The organism is Mycobacterium alsense (assembly GCF_002086635.1).
GTDB classification, from domain to species: domain Bacteria; phylum Actinomycetota; class Actinomycetes; order Mycobacteriales; family Mycobacteriaceae; genus Mycobacterium; species Mycobacterium alsense.
Map to the genome: position 1 here is coordinate 16,925 of NZ_MVHD01000032.1, position 21,677 is coordinate 38,601.

Annotated in this window: 22 protein-coding genes and 1 tRNA gene; 16 read left to right on the top strand and 7 right to left on the bottom strand. The window is 69.4% G+C overall.

Translation table 11 applies throughout. From position 1 onward, the window contains the following. Nucleotides 1-17: 17 nt before the first annotated feature. Nucleotides 18-1,070, top strand: a complete 1,053-nt coding sequence (locus BST11_RS17345) for a phosphotransferase family protein (protein ID WP_083139158.1) — start codon at nt 18-20, stop codon at nt 1,068-1,070. Nucleotides 1,071-1,161: 91 nt separating this feature from the next. On the opposite strand, the gene BST11_RS17350 is transcribed toward BST11_RS17345, so the two are convergent. After that, on the bottom strand, nt 1,162-1,500 hold the full coding sequence (locus tag BST11_RS17350; protein WP_067316466.1) for a LapA family protein: 339 nt from the start codon (nt 1,498-1,500) through the stop codon (nt 1,162-1,164). Nucleotides 1,501-1,613: 113 nt separating this feature from the next. Here BST11_RS17350 and BST11_RS17355 point away from each other — a divergent pair, with 113 nt between their 5' ends. From BST11_RS17355 to BST11_RS17375, 5 genes are read left to right on the top strand one after another with little or no spacing between them, the layout of a single operon-like run. Next, on the top strand, nt 1,614-2,567 hold the full coding sequence (locus BST11_RS17355) for an ABC transporter substrate-binding protein (protein ID WP_083139159.1): 954 nt from the start codon (nt 1,614-1,616) through the stop codon (nt 2,565-2,567). After that, on the top strand, nt 2,564-3,655 hold the full coding sequence (locus tag BST11_RS17360; RefSeq protein WP_083139160.1) for an ABC transporter ATP-binding protein: 1,092 nt from the start codon (nt 2,564-2,566) through the stop codon (nt 3,653-3,655). The genes BST11_RS17355 and BST11_RS17360 overlap by 4 nt, the downstream gene beginning before the upstream one ends. A 2-nt stretch (nt 3,656-3,657) precedes the next feature. Continuing rightward, nucleotides 3,658-4,353: an ABC transporter permease gene (locus BST11_RS17365; protein WP_083139161.1), complete on the top strand. Its 696-nt coding sequence runs from the start codon at nt 3,658-3,660 to the stop codon at nt 4,351-4,353. After that, nucleotides 4,350-5,120, top strand: coding sequence for an ABC transporter permease (locus BST11_RS17370; protein ID WP_083139162.1), 771 nt, complete (start codon nt 4,350-4,352; stop codon nt 5,118-5,120). The genes BST11_RS17365 and BST11_RS17370 overlap by 4 nt, the downstream gene beginning before the upstream one ends. A gap of 4 nt (nt 5,121-5,124) precedes the next feature. Next, the gene (locus BST11_RS17375) at nt 5,125-5,724 is read left to right on the top strand and encodes a putative glycolipid-binding domain-containing protein (protein ID WP_083139163.1); all 600 of its coding nucleotides are present in this window, start codon (nt 5,125-5,127) and stop codon (nt 5,722-5,724) included. On the opposite strand, the gene BST11_RS17380 is transcribed toward BST11_RS17375, so the two are convergent. Next, nucleotides 5,687-6,625, bottom strand: coding sequence for a prephenate dehydrogenase (locus BST11_RS17380; RefSeq protein ID WP_264010396.1), 939 nt, complete (start codon nt 6,623-6,625; stop codon nt 5,687-5,689). The two genes, BST11_RS17375 and BST11_RS17380, sit on opposite strands and share 38 nt — an antisense overlap. Nucleotides 6,626-6,762: 137 nt before the next feature. Between BST11_RS17380 and BST11_RS17385 the strand changes: the two genes are divergently transcribed. The 3 genes from BST11_RS17385 to BST11_RS17395 all read left to right on the top strand — a co-directional run bounded on the left by BST11_RS17385 (nt 6,763) and on the right by BST11_RS17395 (nt 7,861). After that, a complete protein-coding gene (locus tag BST11_RS17385) occupies nt 6,763-7,284 on the top strand; it encodes a tRNA adenosine deaminase-associated protein (RefSeq protein WP_083139165.1) in 522 nt (173 codons plus the stop codon). After that, nucleotides 7,284-7,742: a nucleoside deaminase gene (locus BST11_RS17390; protein WP_067316509.1), complete on the top strand. Its 459-nt coding sequence runs from the start codon at nt 7,284-7,286 to the stop codon at nt 7,740-7,742. Before BST11_RS17385 ends, BST11_RS17390 begins: the two co-directional genes overlap by 1 nt. Before the next feature lie 29 nt (nt 7,743-7,771). Then, nucleotides 7,772-7,861 (top strand) — tRNA-Ser (locus BST11_RS17395). A gap of 94 nt (nt 7,862-7,955) precedes the next feature. On the opposite strand, the gene BST11_RS17400 is transcribed toward BST11_RS17395, so the two are convergent. Next, on the bottom strand, nt 7,956-8,657 hold the full coding sequence (locus tag BST11_RS17400) for a M15 family metallopeptidase (RefSeq protein ID WP_083139166.1): 702 nt from the start codon (nt 8,655-8,657) through the stop codon (nt 7,956-7,958). A gap of 48 nt (nt 8,658-8,705) precedes the next feature. On the opposite strand from BST11_RS17400, the gene BST11_RS17405 reads away from it, so the two are divergent. Next, the gene (locus BST11_RS17405) at nt 8,706-10,199 is read left to right on the top strand and encodes a serine hydrolase domain-containing protein (RefSeq protein WP_083139167.1); all 1,494 of its coding nucleotides are present in this window, start codon (nt 8,706-8,708) and stop codon (nt 10,197-10,199) included. 3 nt (nt 10,200-10,202) lie between these two features. On the opposite strand, the gene BST11_RS17410 is transcribed toward BST11_RS17405, so the two are convergent. Both BST11_RS17410 and BST11_RS17415 read right to left on the bottom strand, forming a co-directional pair. Next, entirely contained in the window at nt 10,203-11,360 is a 1,158-nt protein-coding gene (locus BST11_RS17410; RefSeq protein WP_083139189.1) for a glycoside hydrolase 5 family protein, read from the bottom strand. A gap of 219 nt (nt 11,361-11,579) precedes the next feature. Next, nucleotides 11,580-11,969, bottom strand: coding sequence for a hypothetical protein (locus tag BST11_RS17415; RefSeq protein ID WP_083139190.1), 390 nt, complete (start codon nt 11,967-11,969; stop codon nt 11,580-11,582). Nucleotides 11,970-12,098: 129 nt separating this feature from the next. Between BST11_RS17415 and BST11_RS17420 the strand changes: the two genes are divergently transcribed. Next, the gene (locus BST11_RS17420) at nt 12,099-12,485 is read left to right on the top strand and encodes a DUF2237 family protein (protein WP_083139191.1); all 387 of its coding nucleotides are present in this window, start codon (nt 12,099-12,101) and stop codon (nt 12,483-12,485) included. Here the strand turns inward: BST11_RS17420 and BST11_RS17425 are convergent. Then, nucleotides 12,475-13,383 carry an IclR family transcriptional regulator gene (locus tag BST11_RS17425; protein ID WP_083139168.1) on the bottom strand — a complete coding sequence of 303 codons (909 nt, stop codon included), beginning with the start codon at nt 13,381-13,383 and terminating at the stop codon, nt 12,475-12,477. The genes BST11_RS17420 and BST11_RS17425 overlap by 11 nt on opposite strands. A gap of 55 nt (nt 13,384-13,438) precedes the next feature. Between BST11_RS17425 and BST11_RS17430 the strand changes: the two genes are divergently transcribed. The 5 genes from BST11_RS17430 to BST11_RS17450 all read left to right on the top strand — a co-directional run bounded on the left by BST11_RS17430 (nt 13,439) and on the right by BST11_RS17450 (nt 20,787). Continuing rightward, nucleotides 13,439-14,719 carry a sulfotransferase family protein gene (locus BST11_RS17430; protein WP_083139169.1) on the top strand — a complete coding sequence of 427 codons (1,281 nt, stop codon included), beginning with the start codon at nt 13,439-13,441 and terminating at the stop codon, nt 14,717-14,719. A 9-nt stretch (nt 14,720-14,728) separates the two neighbouring features. Beyond that, nucleotides 14,729-15,973 carry an MBL fold metallo-hydrolase gene (locus BST11_RS17435; RefSeq protein ID WP_244897687.1) on the top strand — a complete coding sequence of 415 codons (1,245 nt, stop codon included), beginning with the start codon at nt 14,729-14,731 and terminating at the stop codon, nt 15,971-15,973. 8 nt (nt 15,974-15,981) lie between these two features. Beyond that, entirely contained in the window at nt 15,982-16,464 is a 483-nt protein-coding gene (locus tag BST11_RS17440; protein WP_142276411.1) for a VOC family protein, read from the top strand. A gap of 1 nt (nt 16,465) precedes the next feature. Further along, on the top strand, nt 16,466-17,413 hold the full coding sequence (locus tag BST11_RS17445; protein ID WP_083139171.1) for an LLM class flavin-dependent oxidoreductase: 948 nt from the start codon (nt 16,466-16,468) through the stop codon (nt 17,411-17,413). Between the two features lie 77 nt (nt 17,414-17,490). Next, nucleotides 17,491-20,787, top strand: coding sequence for a helix-turn-helix transcriptional regulator (locus BST11_RS17450; RefSeq protein ID WP_276033890.1), 3,297 nt, complete (start codon nt 17,491-17,493; stop codon nt 20,785-20,787). On the opposite strand, the gene BST11_RS17455 is transcribed toward BST11_RS17450, so the two are convergent. Beyond that, entirely contained in the window at nt 20,746-21,669 is a 924-nt protein-coding gene (locus BST11_RS17455; RefSeq protein ID WP_083139172.1) for a PfkB family carbohydrate kinase, read from the bottom strand. The genes BST11_RS17450 and BST11_RS17455 overlap by 42 nt on opposite strands. Nucleotides 21,670-21,677: the final 8 nt, after the last annotated feature.

The window sequence follows — 21,677 nt, forward strand, 5'->3', positions numbered from 1 at the left end:
GTGGTAAATAAGTTCGGGTGACTTCAGTTGACCGTCTCGACGGGCTCGACCTGGCCTCGCTGGACCGGTATCTGCGCTCGCTGGGCATCGGGCGCGACGGCGAACTGCGGGCCGAGTTCATCTCCGGTGGCCGCTCGAACCTGACGTTCCGGGTGTACGACGACGCGACCAGCTGGCTGGTGCGCCGCCCGCCGCTGCACGGGCTGACGCCGTCGGCGCACGACATGGCCCGCGAATACAAGGTGGTCGCCGCGCTGCGCGACACTCCGGTTCCGGTGGCGCGCGCGATCGCGTTGTGCGAGGACGACGCGGTGTTGGGCGCGCCGTTCCAGATCGTCGAATTCGTTGCCGGACAGGTGGTGCGCCGGCGTGCCCAGCTGGAAGCGTTCAGCCACACCGTCATCGACGGCTGCGTGGATTCCTTGATCCGGGTGCTCGTCGATCTGCACAGCGTCGACCCGAACGCCGTGGGGCTGGCCGACTTTGGCAAGCCCAGCGGTTACCTGGAGCGCCAGGTGCGGCGCTGGGGTTCGCAGTGGGAGCTGGTGCGGCTGCCCGACGACCACCGCGACGCCGACGTCCAGCGGCTGCATTCGGGCCTGCGCCAGTCAATTCCGGAGCAGAGCCGGACCTCGATCGTGCACGGCGACTACCGGATCGACAACACGATCCTGGACGCCGACGATCCGACGCGGATTCGCGCCGTGGTGGACTGGGAGCTGTCGACGTTGGGCGATCCGCTCAGCGACGCCGCCCTGATGTGCGTCTATCGCGACCCCGCACTCGATCTGATCGTCAACGCCCAGGCAGCGTGGACGTCGCCGCTGCTGCCGACGGCCGACGAGCTGGCCGACCGCTACTCGCTGGCGGCCGGACTGCCGCTGGCGCACTGGGAGTTCTACATGGCGCTGGCCTATTTCAAGCTCGCCATCATCGCCGCGGGCATCGACTTTCGCCGGCGCATGTCGGATCTGGCAGAGGGGAAGGGCGACACGTCGGAGCACCAGCCCGAGGTCGTGGCGCCGTTGATCTCACGCGGTCTCGCGGAGCTCGCCAAGCTGCCCGGCTGAGCGCGTCCGGCGGCGTCGCGTGTGCCGCCCGGGCTTCACACCGAAAGCCCAGGTTTCACACCGGACGCCCAGGCTTCACCCGTCCTGGCCTTCAGCGCGGGGCCGCGGCGTGACTCTTCTTCGCCGCCCGGCGCAGCTGCAGGATTCGTGCGGTGCCCACCGCCACGGTGATCAGGCCGCCGACCACGGCGGACAGCAGGATCGCCACGCCGAGCGGCAGGGTCCACCGCCAGCCGAAGAACGCAAACCGCGCCGAATCCGTGTTCTGGGCTATGAAGATCAACAAAAGGATCAGGATCAGGAAGCCGGCGATCAGCGATGTCCACAGGGCACCGGCACGGGTGAACCCGACGGCCGGGTCCTTGGACTTCGCGCCGGCGCGGGCAGCGGGGGGATGCGGGTCAGGCGAGGCAGGGGATTGGCCGCTCATAGTGTCATCTTTGTCCCTTCCTGCGCAGATTGAAACAATTCGACCAAAACCGCACCCGCCAAGTGCCGCGCCGACGGCGGCGCCCCACCGGTTCTGCCGTTAGTGTCGGCGGTATGAGGATGCTGCCGCGCGTGCATCGCGCGACCGTCCACGTGGCTGTGTGGCTGGCGACGCTGAGCCTGGTGATGGCCTGCAGCAATCCCGATCCGCTCGGGGCGGAGGCCCGCAGCCCGAAATCCATCGTCGTCGGCTCGGCAGACTTCCCGGAATCGGAGATCGTCGCCGAGATCTATGCGCAAGCCTTGCAGGCCAACGGCTTTGAAGTGGGCCGACGGATGGGTGTCGGCAGTAGGGAAACGTATATCCCTGCGCTCAAGGATCATTCGATCGACCTCGTGCCCGAATACATCGGCAACCTGCTGCTGTATTTCGCGCCCGACGCCACGGTGACGATGCTCGACGCCGTCGAGCTGGAACTGTACAAAAAGCTGCCCGGTGACCTGTCGATCCTGACGCCCTCACCGGCTTCCGACACCGACACCGTCACCGTCACCAGCGGCATCGCCAGCGACTGGAAACTGAAAACCATCGCCGACCTGGCGGCGCACTCGCCCGACGTGCGATTCGGGGCACCCTCGGCGTTCCAGAACCGCCCGTCGGGCCTGCCGGGACTGCGGCAGAAGTACGGGCTGAACATCAGCCCGGGCAACTTCGTCGTCATCAACGACGGGGGCGGCGCGGTGACGGTGCGCGCTCTGGTGGAGGGCAGGGTGACGGCCGCCAACGTCTTCAGCACGTCGCCGGCGATCCCGCAGAATCACCTGGTGGCGCTCGACGACCCGGAGCACAACTTCCTGGCCGGCAACATTGTGCCGCTGGTGAATTCGCAGAAGAAGTCGGACCGTCTCAAGGACGTCCTGGACGCGGTTTCGGCCAAGCTGACCACGTCGGGCCTGGCCGCGCTCAACGCGGCGGTGTCGGGCAACTCGGGCGTCGACCCCGACGAAGCGGCACGGGACTGGGTGCGGGACAACGGCTTCAACCATCCGATAGGCCCACGGCGTTGATCGTCTTCGACGACGTCAGCAAGGTCTTCGCCGACGGGACCGCCGCCGTGGACCGGCTGAGTCTGGAGGTTCCCAACGGGGAATTGACCGTCTTCGTCGGGTCCTCCGGCAGCGGCAAGACCACCGCGCTGCGGATGATCAACCGGATGATCGAGCCGACATCCGGCACCGTCACGGTCGACGGGGCCGACGTCGCGCGCGTCGACCCGGTGCGGCTGCGCCTGGGGATCGGCTACGTCATCCAGCATGCCGGGCTGATGCCCCACCAACGCGTGATCGACAATGTCGCGACGGTTCCGGTGCTAAAAGGGCAGTCCCGCAAGGCCGCCCGCAAGGCCGCCTACGAGGTCCTGGAGCGCGTCGGGCTGGACGCCAAGATCGCCACGCGCTACCCGGCGCAGCTCTCCGGAGGCGAACAACAGCGCGTCGGTGTGGCCCGCGCGCTGGCCGCCGACCCCCCGATCCTGCTGATGGACGAGCCGTTCTCGGCCGTCGACCCCGTGGTGCGCGTCGAGCTGCAGAACGAAATACTGCGTCTGCAAAGCGAATTGCACAAAACCACGGTCTTCGTCACGCACGACATCGACGAGGCGCTCAAGCTCGCCGACCGGGTGGCGGTATTCCGCGGCGGGCTCTTGCAGCAATACGACCAGCCGGCGCGGCTGCTGTCGCGCCCGGCCAACGATTTCGTGGCGCGGTTCATCGGGCTGGGCCGCGGCTATCGATGGCTGCAGCTCATGGACGCCGCGGGGTTGCCGCGCCACGAGGTCGAGCGGATCGCTCGGGACAGCGTCCGCGACAGCGGGTTACCGGACGGCTGGGCCGTGGTGGTCGACGGCGCGGGCACCCCGCTGGGGTGGATCGACGCCGAGGGCGTGCGCCGGCACCGCGCCGGTGCGCCGCTGTCGGACAGCATGAGCGGCCTCGGCTCGCTGTTTCGTCCGGACGGCAATCTCAGCCAAGCGCTGGACGCGGCGCTGTCGTCGCCCTCGGGGGTCGGCGTCGCCGTCGACGACGGGGGCAAGCTCGTCGGCGGCGTGCTGGCCGAGGACGTGCTGGCCGCGGTGGAAGCTCGGCGCGGGGCCTGACCATGCACTACCTGTTCAGCCATCTCCACGAGGCCTGGGCCCTGACCGTGATCCATCTGCGGCTGTCGCTGGTGCCGGTGCTCATCGGGCTGGCGATCGCGGTCCCGCTGGGTGTGCTGGTGCAGCGGGCGCCGATCCCGCGGCGGCTGACGACGGCAACCGCAACCGTGGTGTTCACCATCCCGTCGCTGGCGCTGTTCGTGGCCCTGCCGATGATCATCGGCACCCGGATCCTCGACGAGGCCAACGTCATCGTCGCGCTGACGGCATACACCGCCGCGCTGCTGGTGCGGGCGGTGCTCGAGGCGTTGGACGCGGTGCCGGCCCAGGTGCGCGACGCCGCGACCGCGATCGGCTACCCGGCGATCAAGCGGATGCTGAAAGTCGAACTGCCGCTGTCGGTTCCGGTGCTGATCGCCGGGCTGCGCGTGGTCGTGGTGACCAACATCGCGATGGTCTCGGTCGGTTCGGTGATCGGCATCGGCGGCCTGGGCACCTGGTTTACCGAGGGCTACCAGACCGACAAGAGCGACCAGATCGTCGCCGGCATCATCGCGCTGTTCGTGCTGGCCATCCTGATCGACGCGCTGATCGTGCTGGCCGGCCGGATGGCCACGCCGTGGGAGCGCGCCGGGCGAACCCCCGGCCGCCGGTCGGTGCCGGCCCCCACCGTGGGCGGAGTCGGCGGCGCGCGATGAACTTCGTGCAACGGGCGCTGTCCTACCTGCTGACCGTGGACAACTGGACCGGTCCGGTCGGGCTGGCGGCGCGCATCCTCGAGCACCTCGAGTACACCGCCATCGCGGTGGGCGCGTCCGCGCTGATCGCGGTTCCGGTGGGGCTGCTGATCGGGCACACCGGCCGCGGCGCGCTGCTGGTGGTGGGCGCGGTCAATGGCCTGCGCGCCCTGCCGACGCTGGGCGTGCTGCTGCTGGGGGTGTTGCTGTTCGGGCTGGGCCTGGGCCCTCCGCTGGTCGCCCTGATGCTGCTGGGGGTGCCGTCGCTGCTGGCCGGCACCTATGCGGGCATCGCCAACGTCGAGCCGACGGTCGTCGACGCCGCGCGGGCGATGGGCATGACGGAGACCCAGGTGCTGCTGCGCGTGGAGCTGCCCAACGCGCTCCCGCTGATGCTGGGCGGGCTGCGCGGCGCGACCCTGCAAGTGGTCGCCACGGCCACGGTCGCGGCCTACGCGAGCCTCGGCGGGCTGGGCCGCTACCTGATCGACGGGATCAAGGAGCGCCAGTTCCAGCTCGCGCTGGTCGGCGCGCTGCTGGTGGCCGCGCTGGCGCTGATCCTCGACGGCCTGCTGGCGTTGGCGGTGTGGGCGTCGGCACCCGGCACGGGCCGCCTGCGCGGCCGGTCACCCGGGTCGTGGTGGGGACTCGCCGGGCGGCGCGACCGCGTGATGCCGACCGCACTTCGGGACAAACCCGCCGCCGCCGATGGCCACGTCTTACGGTAGATGTGTGAACGCAGCCCCCTCTGATCCCGCCCGACGTGTGTGGCAGGCGATGCTGACCTGGCGCGCGCCGGACGTCTCTCGCATGGAATCGGTACGAATCCAGTTGTCCGGCAAGCGGATCAGGGCCAATGGGCGCATCGTGGCGGCGGCCACGGCGACCCATCCGGCGTTCGGCGCCTACTACGACGTGCAGACCGACGAGGCCGGAGCCACCAAGCGGCTCGGATTGACCGTGACGCTGGCCGAGCGGGAGCGCGTGTTGTCCATCGCCCGCGACGAGGAAAACATGTGGCTGGTGACCGACCACCAGGGGGAGCGGCGGGCGGGGTACAACGGCGCGCTCGACGTCGACGTCGTGTTCAGCCCGTTCTTCAACGCGCTGCCGATCCGGCGCCTCGGGCTGCACGAGCGGGCGGACATGGTCACGCTGCCGGTGGTCTACGTGAACGTGCCCGACATGTCGATCACCGCGGCGACGGTCAGCTACACCAGCGAGGGGCGCCTGGACGGGATCAAACTGCGCTCTCCCGTCGCCGACACCGCCGTCAGCGCCGACGACGAGGGGTTCATTGTGGACTATCCAGGCTTGGCAGAGCGGATCTGATCACCGCGCCCGCCCGGCCCGCCGCCGCCAGTTCTTCGCGCCAGTTCTCCGCGCCGATGACCGTGGTGAAGATGTCGGAGCGCGGGAAGCTGTCGTAGCGCGTTCGCGCCGCGTGGCCCTCGTCGACGAGCTCGGCCACCGAGTGGTGGGCGGCCAGCGATTCGCGGGCGCGGGTGAGCAACTCGACCACCCGGTCGAGCGCCGGCAGCACCTGCCCGGCGTTGCCCTCGCACATCGCGCGCACCAGGTCCGGGGCGGTGCCGGCGACCCGGGTGCCGTCGCGAAACGACCCCGCGGCCAGCGCAAAGGCCAGGGGCACTTCCGCGGCGGTGACGGCCAGCGCCTCGGCGAGCAGATGCGGCAGGTGGGAGATGGCGGCCGCCGCGGCGTCGTGCTCGTCGGATTTGGCCGGCACCACCAGCGCACCGCAGTCCAGCGCCAGCGTCATCACCATCGACCACACCGTGGGGTCGACGTGGTCGTCCACGCTGACCACCCACGGAGCCCTGGTGAACAGCCCGGCGTAGCCCGCCGCCCATCCCGAATCCGCGGTGCCCGTCATCGGGTGGCCGCCGACGAAGCGGTCCAGCAGCCCGGCCGCGGCGACCTCGTCGAGCACCGCGCTCTTGACGCTGGTGACGTCGGTCAGCGGGCAGTTGGGTGCCAGCTCGGCGACGTGGGCGAGCATGCCCGCCAACGCCGGCATCGGCACGGCCAGCACGATCAGCGCGCCGGTGTCGGCGGCGCGGGTCAGGGTCTGGGTGAGATCGATGGTGGCGTCGAAGCCGTCGGCGGCGGCGGCGTTGGCGCCCTCCACCGACCGGTTGTAGCCGAACACCTCACGGCCGGCCGCCTTGGTGGCCCGCATGATCGAGCCCCCGATGAGGCCCAGCCCGAGCACGCAAACGGGTGTCTGGGAAACGGGACGGGCCACAGTCCAAGGTTGGCATAGTCTCCGCTCGGCGGCGCCTTCAGGTGCCCCGGTGCCCGCACGTTCTTCTGGTCAAGATGCCAGGTCAGCGACTAGCGTAGGCGCCCATGGGAGCACAGCGGGCGTCAGCGCAAGGCCCGTCCGCGGACACGCCGGACGGCTTCGGCGTTGCGGTCGTGCGGGAAGAGGGCAAGTGGCGCTGTTATCCCATGTCCCCCAAGGCGCTGACGAGTCTCGGCGCCGCCGAGACCGAGCTGCGCGAGCTGCGCAGCTCGGGCGCCGTGTTCGGGCTCCTCGATGTCGACGACGAGTTCTTCGTCATCGTCCGTCCGGCGCCGTCGGGCACCCGCCTGCTGCTCTCGGACGCGACGGCGGCGCTGGACTACGACATCGCCGCCGAGGTGCTGGACAACCTGGACGCCGACATCGACCCGGAGGACCTCGAGGACGCGGACCCCTTCGAGGAGGGCGACCTGGGGTTGTTGTCGGATGTCGGGCTGCCCGAGGCGGTGCTGGGCGTCATCCTCGACGAGTCCGACCTCTACGCCGACGAGCAGCTGGGTCGCATCGCCCGCGAGATGGGCTTCGCCGACCAGCTGTCGGCGGTGATCGACCGCCTCGGTCGGTGATCGTCGCCGACGAAGACCTGATTCGCACCGCGCTGTCGGTCGCCGCGACGGCGGGTCCCCGCGACGTCCCGATCGGGGCCGTGGTCGTCGGCGCCGACGGGACCGAACTGGCCCGGGCGGTGAATGCCCGTGAGGCCCTTGGCGATCCGACCGCGCACGCCGAAATCCTGGCGATGCGGGCGGCGGCCGGCGTGCTCGGCGACGGGTGGCGGCTGGAGGGCGTGACGCTTGCCGTGACCGTCGAGCCGTGCACGATGTGCGCGGGCGCGCTGGTCCTGGCCCGCGTCGCGCGGCTGGTGTTCGGCGCCTGGGAACCCAAGACCGGCGCCGTCGGATCCCTGTGGGACGTGGTCCGCGACCGTCGGCTCAACCATCGCCCGGAGGTGCGCGGCGGGGTGCTCGCGCGGGAGTGCGCGGCGCCGCTGGAGGCGTTCTTCGCCCGCCAGCGATTGGGGTGAGCGGCCACCGGTTCGGTAAGCTGCCTGGCGGTGGCGTGTCCGAGCGGCCTAAGGAGCACGCCTCGAAAGCGTGTGACGGCTAACACCGTCCGAGGGTTCAAATCCCTCCGCCACCGCCAAAAACATCTCGTATGCGAGCCGTTACGAGGGCGATCGTCACCGCGGTTGTCTCCGTGCTCGCATGGGCCGCCCGGCGGGCAGGCCCTCGCTTCATCACCGCTCGAAGTGCTGGTAGTCGACGGGACTCGTCCAGTCGCCGCCCCACCGCCAGCCGCGGTCGGTGAAGGCGCGCACGGCCGCGTCACCGCGATGGAAGAGCCCGGGGTCGGTGCGGCCGCGATCCAGGTAGGCCGCGGCGTTGTGCGGTTCGAAGGCGCCGCCGGGGTAGACGCACGGATTGACAAGCGGATTGAGGTCGATGGCCCGGCCGTAGGCGTGCGGCGACCATTCGGCGCTTCCCGGGATGCGCCGGCAGTTGAACGCCGACGTGTTGTTGTCCTCCATGGACAGCTCGTCGTCGGCCGCGGGATAGCCGTCGACGGTGCGGATCTTCTCGATGGGGACGCCCCGTCGGTAAAGCTGCTCGAAGATCGCGATCACGTCCGGCGCCACGTCCTCGTGCACGATCAGCTCGCCCCGGTGCGTCCGGCCGTCGAAACCCAGGTGGTCGACGGCCACCCGTCGCAGCCGCGCCGGTTCGACCGGGCAGCCCGGGCGCCAGCTCGCGCCCAGTTCGGCCGCTGTGATCGGCGCAGCGGTCGCCGCGGCCGGCGCGGCAGCCGCGCTGACCGGCGACGACACGGTCGTCGGCGGCGATGACCGGATGGCAACAGGCGCCGGCGCGCACGAGCACTGCAGCAGCACGACACCGGTCGTGAGCGCACCAAGCCCTCGCCTCAGGGGCCTAAGGTTCATCGACTGTCGACGCTATCTCAGCCCCAACCGCCGACCTACCCTTGCGATATGCCCGTCGCCGTCGTGGCCGTCCTGCTGAGCCTGGCCACCCTCTTCTCGGCGGGCTGTGCGGCGTCGCACCCACCCGTTAGCGGCGCGATGCAGCCAACCCAGCCAACCCAGCCAACCCAGCCGGCCCGGGCGCGGCCGGCCCTGCCGCCCAGCGCCGACTTCCCCAAAGTCTCCAAGCTGATGAACGACGCGGTCGACGCGCGGCGGCTACCCGGTGCCGTCGTGTTGATCGGACACGCCGGCAACGTCGTCTTCCACCGGGCGTACGGCGCGCGCAAGCTCGCCGGCGAGCCGGGACTGGACGGATCGCCCGCGCCCGCCGAGCCGATGACCGAGGACACGATCTTCGACATGGCGTCGCTGACGAAGTGCCTCGGGACGGCGACGGCCGTCATGCAGCTCTACGAACAAGGCAGGATTTCCTTCGACGATCCCGTGCAGAAATATTTGCCGGAATTCAACGCGGACAACGATCCCCAGCGCGCCAAGGTGACGGTGCGGATGTTGTTGACGAACACGTCCGGCGAAGGGATCGACGTCAGCCTCGCGGAGCCGTGGGGACTGGGCGCACCCGACAAGGCCGAGGGCATCCATCGCGCGCTCACCACGCCGCTGCAGACGGCTCCCGGTCAGGTATTTCGCTACTCCGACATCAACTACATCCTGCTGGGCGCGCTGCTCGAGAAACTCACCGGCGAGCCGGAAGACGTCTACGTCCAGCAACACGTGTTCGCGCCGCTCGGCATGGCCGACACCCATTTCCTTCCGGCGGCCAAAGCGTGCGGTCCCCACACGCTCCGGGGCGCCGCCGTCGCCTGGGCCCCGGGGCCACAAGTTCCCGCCGCCTGCCCCCCGGACTCGTGGAGCACCGAGCTCTTGGCGCGCGTCGCCCCCACCGCGCATGACGAGGAAGGCAGGGCGGATCCCGGGACGAACCCCGATTACGACCGCCTGCTTCGGGGCACCGTCCATGATCCGACGGCCCGCCGGATGGGGGGAGTGGCCGGAAACGCCGGTGTGTTTTCGACCGCGCGCGATGTCGGCGTCTACTCGCAGGCCCTGCTGGATCGGCTCGCCGGGCGACCGAGCGACTTTCCGCTGCGGCAGGCGACTCTCGAGTTGATGACGGCTCCGCAGCAGCCCGGCCATACGGACCAACAAGTCGAAGCGGCGAACGACGCGGCGCGACAAGCCATCCGAAGGGCGCCCAGGTTCGGCCCGAGCTATCCGGCGATCCCCGGACAGAACCTGTTCGGCTTCGGCTGGGACATCGATACGGGCTATTCCAAGCCGCGAGGCGTGGCCTTTCCCGTCGGCAGCTTTGGCAACACCGGCTTTACCGGGACCTCGCTCTGGGTTGACCCGGGCTCGAACACGTACGTGGTCTTGCTCTCGAACTCGATCCAGGTGCGCGGCAGCACCCCGATCTCGGACCTGCGGGGCGACGTGGCGACGGCGGCGGCACAGGCCCTGGGCCTATACGGCCATTAGGTTTCAGGTGGGCTGCCCCCCGGCGAGGCTGCGGGCCGCCTGAAATTCGCTGTCCCGGTAGGGCCGCCCATCGGGCTGCAGCAGGTCGTGAAACCACACCTTCGGGGGCGCCGAGTACGGGTGATCCCACGAATCCCACGGGAAGTAGGTCTGCGTCTTGCCCGCGACCAGGCCCCAGTTGTACGCGCCGACGTTGTGGCGCTTGGCCACCGGCAGGATCGCCTCGATGGTGCTGCCCTGGGGCCGCGCCATGTACTCCGTGCACAGGATCGGCCGCCCCATCGGCGCCAGCTCGGCGATCCGCGCCTCGAAGCCCGCGGGTTCGGCATAGGAGTGGAACGTGATGACGTCGGAGTTGTTCAGCTGGATCGCGCTGATCGCGCTGCGGCCCGCCGGCTCGCCCCAGTCACCGCGCCACACGCCGCTCGTCAGCGGCTGGCTGGGATCCACGGCACGGGCCCAGCGGAACACCTGGGGGAGCAGCTCGGCGACGAGCGCCTGCTTGTCCTTCCGCTCCACCTTTTGATACTGGCGCGCGGGATTATCGGGCTCGTTCCACAGGTCCCATCCCAAAACGCGTGTGTCACTCCGGAATTGGGTCAGGATGCTGGTGACGTAGCCCTGTAGCACGCGGACGTAGCGGGGATCGCCGAGGCGTTCGGCGCCCGGACTCTGCACCCACCCCGAGTTGTGCACCCCCGGCCTCGGCGCGCGCTGCGGACCCAGCTTGGGCAGCGGGTCCCAACAGGAGTCGAAGAAGACGAACATCGGCTTGATGCCGTGGTTCGAGGCGATGCCGACGAACTGGGCGAGTCGGGTCTGAAACCCCCGGGGGTCCTGGGCCCAGAGCTGGTCATGGAGAAAGACCCGCACGCTGTTGAAGCCGTACACTCGGGCCCAGCCGAGCTCGGTGTTGATCCGCCGGGGGTCGTAGGTGCCGGGCTGAAACATCTCGAGCTGGTTGATGGCGTTGGCAGGGATGTAATTGGCCCCGACGAGCCAGCCCTGCGCCTGATACCAGCGGTTGGCGCGGTCGGCCGACCACCGGGTTACCTCGCCGGAGGATCGGGGCGCCGGCTCCGCGGACGCACGCGGTGCGTGGGCCAGGGCCGTGCCCGCCGCCAGCAGCAAGGGGATTTTGAGGGCCGTTCGACGGTGCACGAACTGAAGATAGATTTCGCGGACCGCTGTCCCCCGCATTTGGCCAGCGAGTCGCGCCAGCTAATACCCGCACAGCAAATTGTTATCTTGTTGTGACCTACCGGCATTCGCGCTCGCGGCCGAGCCGGTCGCCACGCTGCTATCGTAGTGTGTTGCGGCCCTTGGGATGCGCACGGTCGGGCCCTAAAGTCCTTGTGCGCGTGGTGAAAACGGGCCCGCTCAGATGTCGAAGGACGGGGGCGTCCAGCCACCTACCAGAAGCGGCAACGAGACCGCCGAATCCCCACACGTGATGTCGATCGTCCAGCGACCGTCCTCGGGCAACCGGGCGTCTATCTCGAAGAAGGCAAACCCCGGGAATTCGCCGAGGGAGGCTTCCGGCACCTCGAACCACTTGTATTGCGGGGCGCCGTCAAGGCCCGGGGGCCTGATCTCCACATCGACACGCCGCTCCGAATCGTCGCCCTCGGGATGCGTCAGCACCACGAGGACAAATCGGGCGAACCGGTCGGGCCCGACCGTGAATTTGGAAACCACGCCGCCCTGCACGTTCAATTTGTTGTCGACCGTCGCGGCCGCTTCCGCCAGGAAGGCACCGGTAAGTTTCACACGCAAAAAATACCGCGCGGCGGGCTCGTCCACCACCGATTGACGCCGCCGGTGACGGTCGGCAGCAAATTTGCTGGGATGCGGATGAAAAGCTTCTCCCTGCGCGCCCAACAGGACGATACTGAACGAGTGCCCGATCGCAATGTTCTCGGCGGCCCGCTGGAACCGTGCGGCACGGACCCACTCACCGGTTTCTACCGCGACGGCTGCTGCTCGACCGGCCCGGAAGACCTCGGCCGGCACACGATCTGCGCGGTGATGACCGCCGAATTCCTGGAGCACCAGCGTTCCATCGGCAACGACCTGCTGACGCCGGTTCCCGAGCTCCGGTTCCCCGGCCTCCTGCCCGGCGACCGCTGGTGCGTCACCGCCCTGAACTGGCTGCGGGCCCATCACGACGGGTGCGCGGCGCCGGTGGTGCTGGCGTCGACCCACGAGCGCACCCTCGAGGTGGTTCCCCTGGAAACGCTCCAGGAGCACAAGGTCGACGTGCCCGACGACCTGGCTAACTTGTAGAGCCCGCGACCTGCGCCTCGATCCGTCGCGCGGCGCCCCGGACCCGCTCGCCCAGCCGCTCGACCGAGGCGGCCGGGAGGTCGGCGAACGGAGCGGCGCTGACCGACATCGACACGACCCCGTCCTCGTCGACGACCGGGGCCGAAATGGTGGCGACGCTGTGCGCGCCGTCGTCGGTCAGCTCGGCGCGCAGGACGTCGATCACGGTGAGGTCGGCGAACGCGCGGGCGAGCCGCGCGGCGATGGTATCGGGTGCGGTGGGTTCCGCTTCGCCCCCGAGGGCGCGCAGCGCCGTGTACACCCCGACGTATTCGCGGGTGAGCCGCTCGACCGCGTACCCACGTTCCCGAATCTCGTTGAGCACCAACGTCATCCGCCGAGACAGCGCCGCGGAGGGCCTCCCGATGCCCTCCAGCCAGGCGCGCCGCGCGCCGGGCGAGCTCCAGGCAACGTAGTCGCGGCCGAACGGCGCCACCAGCGGCAGGCGCAACCCGCGCTCGATGCGCATCCCCGAGCCGGACTCGCCGGCACTGTCGACGACGACGAGGGTGTTGGCGTCGCGGCGCGCCAGAAACACCTGCGTCGCCGTGGATTCGGCGAGCTCCTGCAGGATGCCGTGAAACATCCGGTCGCTGGCGGGCCTGGCCAGCGACGCGATGGCGGGACCGCAACAGTAGGCCGCCGTCGCATCGTCGCGCACCACCCAGCGGTGGGCGACCAGCGTCGTCAGGATCGCATGGCCGGTGGCCCGGCTGATACCGAGCTCGCGGGTTATCTCGGCGAGCGAAAACGCCCGCGCCGGCTGGGAGCCCAACAACCGCATGATCGCGACCACGCGCTCCGTCGGCGGCGACGTGGGTTGACGTTGGGTCTCCACCGGGTCTAGCGTCTGTGTCACATTTCGAACACTACGTCGAATATTCGACACAGTAAATGTTCGAGGAGGCGGTCGCTTGAGCGCTGCGGGTCCCGGCAGCACCGGCGTGGGGGACCTCGACTTCGACGACCTGACCGCGCCCAGGCTCACCGACGTCCAGCGCCAGATTCTGGAATTCACCGAGGCCAGGCCGGTCGAATTCGACATCGACCGGATGCTGGCCGAAGCCGTCGAGCAGGCCGGCGGGGCCACCGACCTGGACGACACCGACGGGTTCGGCGACCGGCTGACCGCGCACGTGGCGGCGATCGAGGCCGACGAGGGCCTGACCCAGCTCACCCGCTCGTCGCTGCGCCAACGGGTGGTCCGCCTGCTGCGCAACCGGCTCTCGCTGACCGACCTCCTCGAGCGGTATCCCGAGATCGAGTCGATCCCCATCGCGAAGCCCTTCATCGTGGTCGGAATGCCGCGGTCGGGCACGACGCACCTGGTGAACCTGATCGCCGCCGACCCGCGGCGGCGCGCCCTGCCCTACTGGGAGAGCCAGGAACCTATACCCGCGCCCGGGCAGGGTCCCGGCATCGATGGGATCGACCCCCGCTACGCGCGGGCCAAGGCCGAGCACGATGCGCTCATGGCGAGCGCCCCGGTGGTGGCCGCCATGCACGACCGGTTCCCCGAGGCGATCGAGGAGGAGGTCGAGCTCCTCGACCTCGATCTGGCCGGCTACGTCCTGGAATGGCATGCGCGCGTGCCGGATTGGCGCGACTACTACCTGGAGCTCGACCAGACCCGGCACTACGCGTACCTGAAGAAGGTGTTGCGCGCGCTGACGTTCCTGCGCGGCCCGCGCACCTGGGTCCTCAAGAGCCCGCAGCACTGCGAGCAGCTGGGTCCGCTGATGGCGACCTTCCCCGACGCGACGGTGGCCTTCACCCACCGCGACCCCGTCGCGGTGGTGCGATCGGCGATCACGATGATGGCCTACTCGGATCGGTTGCGTCGGCACCGCATCGACCCCGGGTGGCTGCTGGACTACTGGAGCGACCGGGTGCACCGGCTGCTCGCCGCGTGCGTGCGCGACCGCGAGCTGGTGCCGGCCGAGCGCAGCGTCGACATCGACTTCCACCACCTCAACGGCAACGAAATGGCCGTGCTGGAACAGCTTTACCAGCGCGGCGGGGCCGAGTTGACACCCAACGTGCGCGACCGCTTCCAGCGATACCTGGACGGCAACCCACGCGGAAAGCACGGCCGCGTCCGCTACGATCTGCAGCGGCATTTCGGGGTTTCGCCGGACGAGCTGCGCGGGCGCTTCGGCTTCTACTTCGACAGATTCGACGTCCGCCCCGAATGAGGAGCAGCGATGGGCACCCAGGACTTTGACCCCATCTATCGCGGCAGGCCGGGCGCCGACGCCATGCGCCCCGCCTCGGCCGAGAGGGCCGAACAGGTGGCGCCCGGCCTCTGGTGCTCGCCGGGACTGTCGAACTCCTACTTGCTGACCACCGCCGATGGCCGCGTGATCGTCAACACTGGGATGGGATTCGAGGGGCCGCTGCACCGCGCCAACTTCGACGCCGTCGACCCCTCACCGGTGCGCTACGTCATCTTCACGCAGGGCCACGTCGACCACGTCGGCGGCCTGGACAGCGTTCGCGACCCCGACACAAAGGTTGTCGCGCAGGCGAACTGGACCGCGTGGCGCGACGACAACGACCGCCTGATCCCGTACCGCGCCGCCCGCAGCGCGTTCGCCTTCAAGGACACCCTGGCCACGGGCGTCCAGGCCATTCAGCGCCGCCTGGGCACCAAGCGCCTGCCGGCCCAGAGCGTCCCGGTCGTCGATGTGGAGTTCGAGGACACCCTGAGCCTGGAGCTCGGCGGCCGGCGCATGGAGTTGATCTCCGTGCCCGGCGGTGAAACCACCGACTCGCTGGTGGTGTGGCTGCCCGACGAGGGAATCTGCCTGTGCGGGAACACCTTCGGCCCGGTGTTCGGCCACATCCCCAACCTGGTCACCATGCGGGGCGACCGGTACCGGGACGCCCTGACTGCCGTCGCGTCGGTGGAGCGGGTGCGCGCGCTGCGCCCCGAGCTGCTGGTGACCGGACACTTCGACCCGATCGCGGGCCAGCAGCGCATCGAGGCCGAACTGACCCGGCTGCGCGATGCGCTCCAGTACATCCACGACGAGACCGTGGCGGGGATGAACGCCGGCAAGGACGTCCGGACCCTGATGCGTGAGATCACCCTGCCGCCGGAATGCGAAGTGGGCCAGGGCTACGGCAAGGTCGACTGGGACGTGCGCGCCGTCTGGGAGAACTACTCGGGCTGGTTCCACCACCGGTCCACCACCGAGCTGTATCCGGTCGGGTTCGACGCCGTCGCCGCCGACGTGGTGGAACTGGCCGGCGCCGACGCCCTGGTGGAACGCGCGCGCGCCCACCTCGAGGCGGGACGGCCACTGCACGCCATCCACCTCGCCGAACTCGTCCCGGAAGGGCACGCGGGGGCGCGGGAGGTTTTGACGACGGCCCATGAAACGCTGTTGGCCGACAGCACAAATTTCTGGGAAAGCGCCTGGCTCAGAAACCAACTGGCGAGGTAAGGACACATATCATGGGATTCGCACTGCGCCCCGAGGACTTCTACCACACCGGCGTCGTCGTGCCCGACCTCGACGCCGCGATGGCCCGCCTCGGCGCGCTGGCCGGCTACCGCTGGATCAGCCCGCTCTCCTACACCCTGCCCTTCCGCACCGCCGAGGGAACCCGTGAGCTCACGTCGCGGTTCGTCTACTCGCTGCAGGCCCCGCACGTCGAGCTGATTCAGGAGGTGCCGGGGAGCCCGTGGACGGCGGCGCCCGGGAACTCCGTGCACCATCTCGGCTACTTCACCGACAGCCTCGCCGAGACCGCCCGCGCGCTGGAGGACAACGGGTTCACCTTCGAAGCCACCGCCGACGTCAGCCCGCCGGGCCTGGCGCTGTTCGCCTACTACGTCGACACGGCCGGCACCCGCATCGAGATCGTCGACCGCGCGCTGTTTCCCGACTTCCCCGCGTTCCTGCGGGCGGCCGCCGCCCAACAGGAAGCTTGACGTGTTGCTGACGGTGCTGCGCTTCAACTTTGCGTCGCCGCACGGCAATCCGCGCACGCAAGGCGAACTGCTCACCTCTGCGCTCGAACTGGCGCAGTGGGGTGAGTCCCGCGGCATCACCTCGATCAGCGTCGACGAGCACCACGCGACAGGGCACGGGTGGAGCTGTAACCCGATCATGGCCGCGGCGATGTTTCTGGCCCGGACCACCACGCTGATCGCCAGCGTGGACTGCGCGCTCGGACCGCTGTGGAATCCGGTCAGGCTCGCCGAAGACATCGCGCTCGTCGACAATATGAGCCGCGGCCGGCTGCACACCACCGTCGGCCTGGGCTACCGCACGGTCGAATATGACTCTCTCGGAGTCGATTTCGGCCGACGCGGCCAGCTGATGGACAACCTGATCGAGAACATGCTGTCGGTCTGGTCCGACACCGGGACGTGGACCCGCCCGCACCCCCCGCTGTATGTCGGTGGGGGCGTGCGCGCCACCGCGCGGCGCGCGGTGCGTTTCAAGCTGCCGCTGAGCCTGGCCGATCACCTGCCCGACATCGCCGCCTACTACCGCGAGCTGTGTGCCGAGGCTGGTATCAAGCCGCTCATCATCATGCCCGGGCCCATCAATCGCGGAATGGTCTTCCTGCACGAGGACCCCGACCGGGCCTGGGCCGAACTGGGTGACCACATCCTCTGGGAGGCGGTCACTTACGGCGAATGGTCGACCGACCAGCGCTCGTTCATGCACCTGCCCGGGGTCGCCACGCTGGACGAGGTCAAGGCGTCGGGACGATACCGGTTCCTGACACCCGAGCAACTCATCGACGAAGTCCGCGGCGCCGACCAGTACGGGCCGCTGGTCATGCACCCGCTGGTGGGCGGGATGCCCGTCGACGAGGCGTGGAAGTCGGTCCAACTGCTCACCGACAGGGTGCTTCCCGCGCTGAGCTGATGCCTGGCACGACCACCGCCGCGATATCAGACATTTTGCTGATGTTCTGCGAGCTGCGTCGCCGCATGCTGGCTAGCATGAGCGAGGCGAAGTGGAGCGACCTGGCCGTGAGCGAGCTTCCGACGGGAACCGTGACGTTGCTGCTGGCAGACGTCGAGGGATCTACGCGGCTGTGGGAGACCCAACCCGACGACATGGCCGTTGCTATGGCGCGCCTGGATCAGGTGCTGACGGACTTGGTGGCCGCCCACGACGGGGCCCGCCCGGTTGAGCAGGGCGAAGGCGACAGCTTCGTGATCGCTTTTGCTCGCGCCTCCGATGCGGTGTGCTGCGCGCTGGATCTGCAGCGGGCGGCGCTGGCCCCGATCCGGCTGCGCATCGGGATCCATACCGGCGAGGTGCGGCTGCGCGAGCCAAATGATCGGACCAACTACATCGGGCCCACGATCAATCGCACGGCCCGGTTGCGGGACCTGGCCCACGGCGGACAGACGGTGTTGTCGGGCGCGACCGAGCTCATGGTGGTCGACCAGCTGCCGCCCGACGTCTCGCTGGCCGACCTCGGCAGCCACCCGCTGCGCGACCTGCCCCGGCCCGAACGCGTGATACAGCTCTGCCATCCCGATCTGCGTAACGAATTCCCGCCGCTGCGAACCGCCAACACCGTTGTCGTACGAAACCTTCCGGCACAGCTGACGAGCTTCATCGGTCGCCATACGGAAATCAGAAATCTACGGGAGGCGCTGGCCGGTAATCGGCTGGTAACGCTGATCGGAATCGGAGGCGCGGGCAAGACGCGGCTTGCCGTTCACGTCGCCGCCGATCTGGCAGAAGAATTCGGTGACGGTGTCTGCTACGTCGATTTGGCTCCGATCACCCATCCGGATGTCGTGCCGGTCACGGCGGTTCGAGCGTTGGGGCTGCCCGACCAGCCCGGCCGGTCGACCATCGAGACGCTGCAGCAGCATCTTCGCGACCGGCACATGCTGCTCGTGGTCGACAACTGCGAACACCTGATCGACTCCAGCGCCGCGTTGGTGGCTGGTCTCCTCGCGGAGGTCCCGAGGCTGACGGTCCTGGCGACCAGCCGCGAACCGCTGGGTGTCACCGGCGAGGCGATGTGGCAGGTACCGTCGTTGTCGCTGGCCGACGAGGCCGTCGACCTGTTCGCCGACCGCGCCCGGCTGGCCAAGTCGGACTTCGCGTTGAGCGACGACAACAGGGCCGCGGTCGCCGAGATTTGCCGGCGTCTCGACGGGATGCCGTTGGCGATCGAGCTGGCCGCGGCGCGCGTGCGCGCCTTGTCGCTCGACGAGATTCTCGGCGGCCTGCACGACCGCTTCCGGCTGCTGACCGGCGGCTCGCGCATGGCGGTGCGCCGGCAACAGACGTTGCAAGCATCGGTGGATTGGTCGCACGCCCTGCTCACCGACACCGAGCGCATCCTGTTCCGCCGCCTAGCGGTATTCCTGGGTGGCTTCGATCTCGACGCCGCGCAGGCGGTCGCGAGTGCGGACGGGGTCCAGCGCTACCAGGTGCTGGACCAGCTCACCCTGCTCGTCGACAAGTCGCTGGTGGTCGCCGAAAACACCGGCGGGAGAATGCGATACCGGATGCTCGAAACCGTGCGCCAGTATGCGCTGGAGAAGCTGGCCGAGTCCGGCGAGGCCGATGCCGTCCGGTCGCGTCACTGCGACCACTACACGTCGATGGCCGCACTCCTCGATGCGCCCGCGCGTACCGACTATGCGGAGCGCCTCACTCAGGCGGAAGTCGAGATGGACAACCTGCGAAGCGCACTGGGGTGGAACCTGGAGACGTCCGATACCGGGCGCGCGCTGTCGCTCGCGTCCTCATTACAACCACTGTGGCTCACGAGATTACGTGCGCTTGAGGGCCGGGCGTGGTTCGATACCGTTGTCGCCGAAAGCGATTTGAACGATCTCGAGGTGCCCGCCGCGGTGCGTGCCCGCGCCCTCGCCGACACCGCCGTTTTGAACATGTTCGTCGGCGGCAGTATCGATCTGGCCGAGCGTGCCCTGGCGATTGCCCGCGAACTCGATGACCCGGCCCTGCTGGCGCGGACGCTGACCGCCTGTGGCTGGATCGCGGGCAGCGTCGACTACGACGCGGAGGCGGCCGGACGGTACTACTCCGAGGCGGTGGTTTTCGCCCGGAGGCTCGACGATCGATGGAGCCTGAGCCAGATCCTCGCCTGGCAGGCCAACACCTGGGTGAGCGTGGGTGACCCGATCGCGGCCCGCGCGGCCGGTGAAGAAGGTCGTGATATCGCGGATGCGATTGGCGACCGGCCCAATTCGCGGATGAGTCGTTTGTACCTCGCGTGGGTGCAGTTGATCGAAGGCGACGTAGCCGGGGCCGTTGCCGGGTTCCGAGCCGTCGTCGCCGAGTGCGAGGCGGATCACGACGAATTTCTCAAACCGATCGGCGGGATGGGTCTGGCGATTGCGTTGGCACACCACGGTGACGTCGATGCCGCGCGCGCCGCGGCCGACAAGGCATTCGAGAGCGCGTCGGGCAGGGATGAGATCTTCCAAGGGATGGGCCACGCGGCGTCGGCGGTGGCGGCGCTGGCCGCGGGCGAGATCGGCGCCGCCCATGACTCGAGCGAGCGGGCCTTCCAACTCATCGGTATGGCCCAACCCCAGATGGCCGTCGTGCAACGTGCGTTCAACTCCATCGAAGTGGCACTGGCGGAGGGTGACCTCGCGCCGGCGCGCCGTTGGGCCGACGAAGCCATCGCGATGGCGTCGGGATGGCATCTGGTGGTGGCACTAGCGGCCCGCTCTCGCGTCGGGATTGCCGAAGGCGACCCGGAAGGAGCCGAACGTGACGCGCATGATGCGCTGGCGGGCGCAGCCAGTGCGGGGGTTTATCATCCGGTCCCCGGCATCATTGAATCCCTCGCCGATCTGGCCCGAGACGTCGACGCTCGGCGAGCGGCCCGCCTTTTCGGCGCGGCCGAGGCGTTCCGGCAGCGCAACGGGATAGTGCGGTTCAAGCTGCATCAGGCCGGTTACGAGGCCGCGGTTGCGGCGCTGCGTGATGCGATGGACGACAAGGAGTTTGAGACCGCCTGGGCCGAGGGCGCCGCGTTAACCGTCGAAGAGGCCATCGCCTACGCGCAGCGCGGGCGCGGTGAGCGCAAACGCCCGAGCAGCGGGTGGGAGTCGCTGACGCCGGCCGAACTCGACGTCGTCCGGCTGGTGTGCGAAGGCCTCCCGAACAAAGACGTCGCCACCCGGCTGTTCGTTTCACCCAAGACCGTGCAGGCCCACCTCACCCACGTCTACACCAAACTCGGCGTCGGCTCACGTGTCCAGCTGGTTCAAGAGGCCGCCCGGCGATCCTGACAGCGCGGTCAGGTCCGGTCGCCCGCCGAGGCGCTGGACCGTCGAGCCGGCGGCCGCCGCGGCGAGGCCACCGGCCCGCCGCGGGTCGGCGCCCGCGCGCAGGGCGGCAATGAGTCCGGCCACGAACGCATCCCCGGCGCCGGTCGGGTCGACGACCTCCGCGTCGGCGAATTCGAACAGCGCGCTGCCGTTCTTCCACACCACCAGGTCGCCGACGCCCGGGACGGCCAGCGCCACCAATTCCGGTCCGCGGCCCAACAATTCGCGGCCCAACGCCTCCGCCTGCTCCAGCGTGCCGACCTCCTCGCCCGCGATCAGCGCGGCTTCGGTGGAGTCGGCCCGCAGCACGTCGACCGACGCCAGGAGGTCGGTGCGAACGTCCTTTGCGGGCACCCCGTCGGCGACCACGCGTTGGCCCCTCTCACGGGCCCGCCGCGCCGCCGCCAGGGCCGTCGCCGGCGGCTGCTGCAGCTGGATCGAGACGGTGTCGGCGTCGTCGAACAGGGGCGCCGCCCGCTCGAGGTCGGCCACCTGAACGAGCGAGCCTTCCGGCACGTCCTCGATCAGCATGCGTTCCGGCGAGACCAGATCGATCAGCAGCGCGGTCGTGCCGCGCCGCACGACCCCACGCGTGTCGATGCCGTCGTTGCGCGCCTGCCGCAGCACGACCTCTCCCGCGATGTCATCGCCCACCACGCCGATGAGCGCGACCGGCACCCCCAGCTGGGCCAGGCCGACGGCCTGGTTGGCGCCCTTGCCGCCGAGCAGCTCGTCGCGCCGCAGGACCGCGGTGGGCTCATTCGCCGACGGCGGCCCGTCGGTGCGCAACACCAGGTCGCGCCCGATCTGGCCGATCACCACGACGCCCTTCGGGATGCTCATAGGGATAC

Coding starts and splice junctions, on each gene's coding strand:
- BST11_RS17350 (WP_067316466.1), bottom strand. CDS start 1,500: ATGAGCGGCCAATCCCCTGCCTCGCCTGACCCGCATCCCCCCGCTGCC.
- BST11_RS17355 (WP_083139159.1), top strand. CDS start 1,614: ATGAGGATGCTGCCGCGCGTGCATCGCGCGACCGTCCACGTGGCTGTG.
- BST11_RS17365 (WP_083139161.1), top strand. CDS start 3,658: ATGCACTACCTGTTCAGCCATCTCCACGAGGCCTGGGCCCTGACCGTG.
- BST11_RS17370 (WP_083139162.1), top strand. CDS start 4,350: ATGAACTTCGTGCAACGGGCGCTGTCCTACCTGCTGACCGTGGACAAC.
- BST11_RS17385 (WP_083139165.1), top strand. CDS start 6,763: ATGGGAGCACAGCGGGCGTCAGCGCAAGGCCCGTCCGCGGACACGCCG.
- BST11_RS17400 (WP_083139166.1), bottom strand. CDS start 8,657: ATGAACCTTAGGCCCCTGAGGCGAGGGCTTGGTGCGCTCACGACCGGT.
- BST11_RS17405 (WP_083139167.1), top strand. CDS start 8,706: ATGCCCGTCGCCGTCGTGGCCGTCCTGCTGAGCCTGGCCACCCTCTTC.
- BST11_RS17435 (WP_244897687.1), top strand. CDS start 14,729: ATGGGCACCCAGGACTTTGACCCCATCTATCGCGGCAGGCCGGGCGCC.
- BST11_RS17450 (WP_276033890.1), top strand. CDS start 17,491: ATGAGCGAGGCGAAGTGGAGCGACCTGGCCGTGAGCGAGCTTCCGACG.
- BST11_RS17455 (WP_083139172.1), bottom strand. CDS start 21,669: ATGAGCATCCCGAAGGGCGTCGTGGTGATCGGCCAGATCGGGCGCGAC.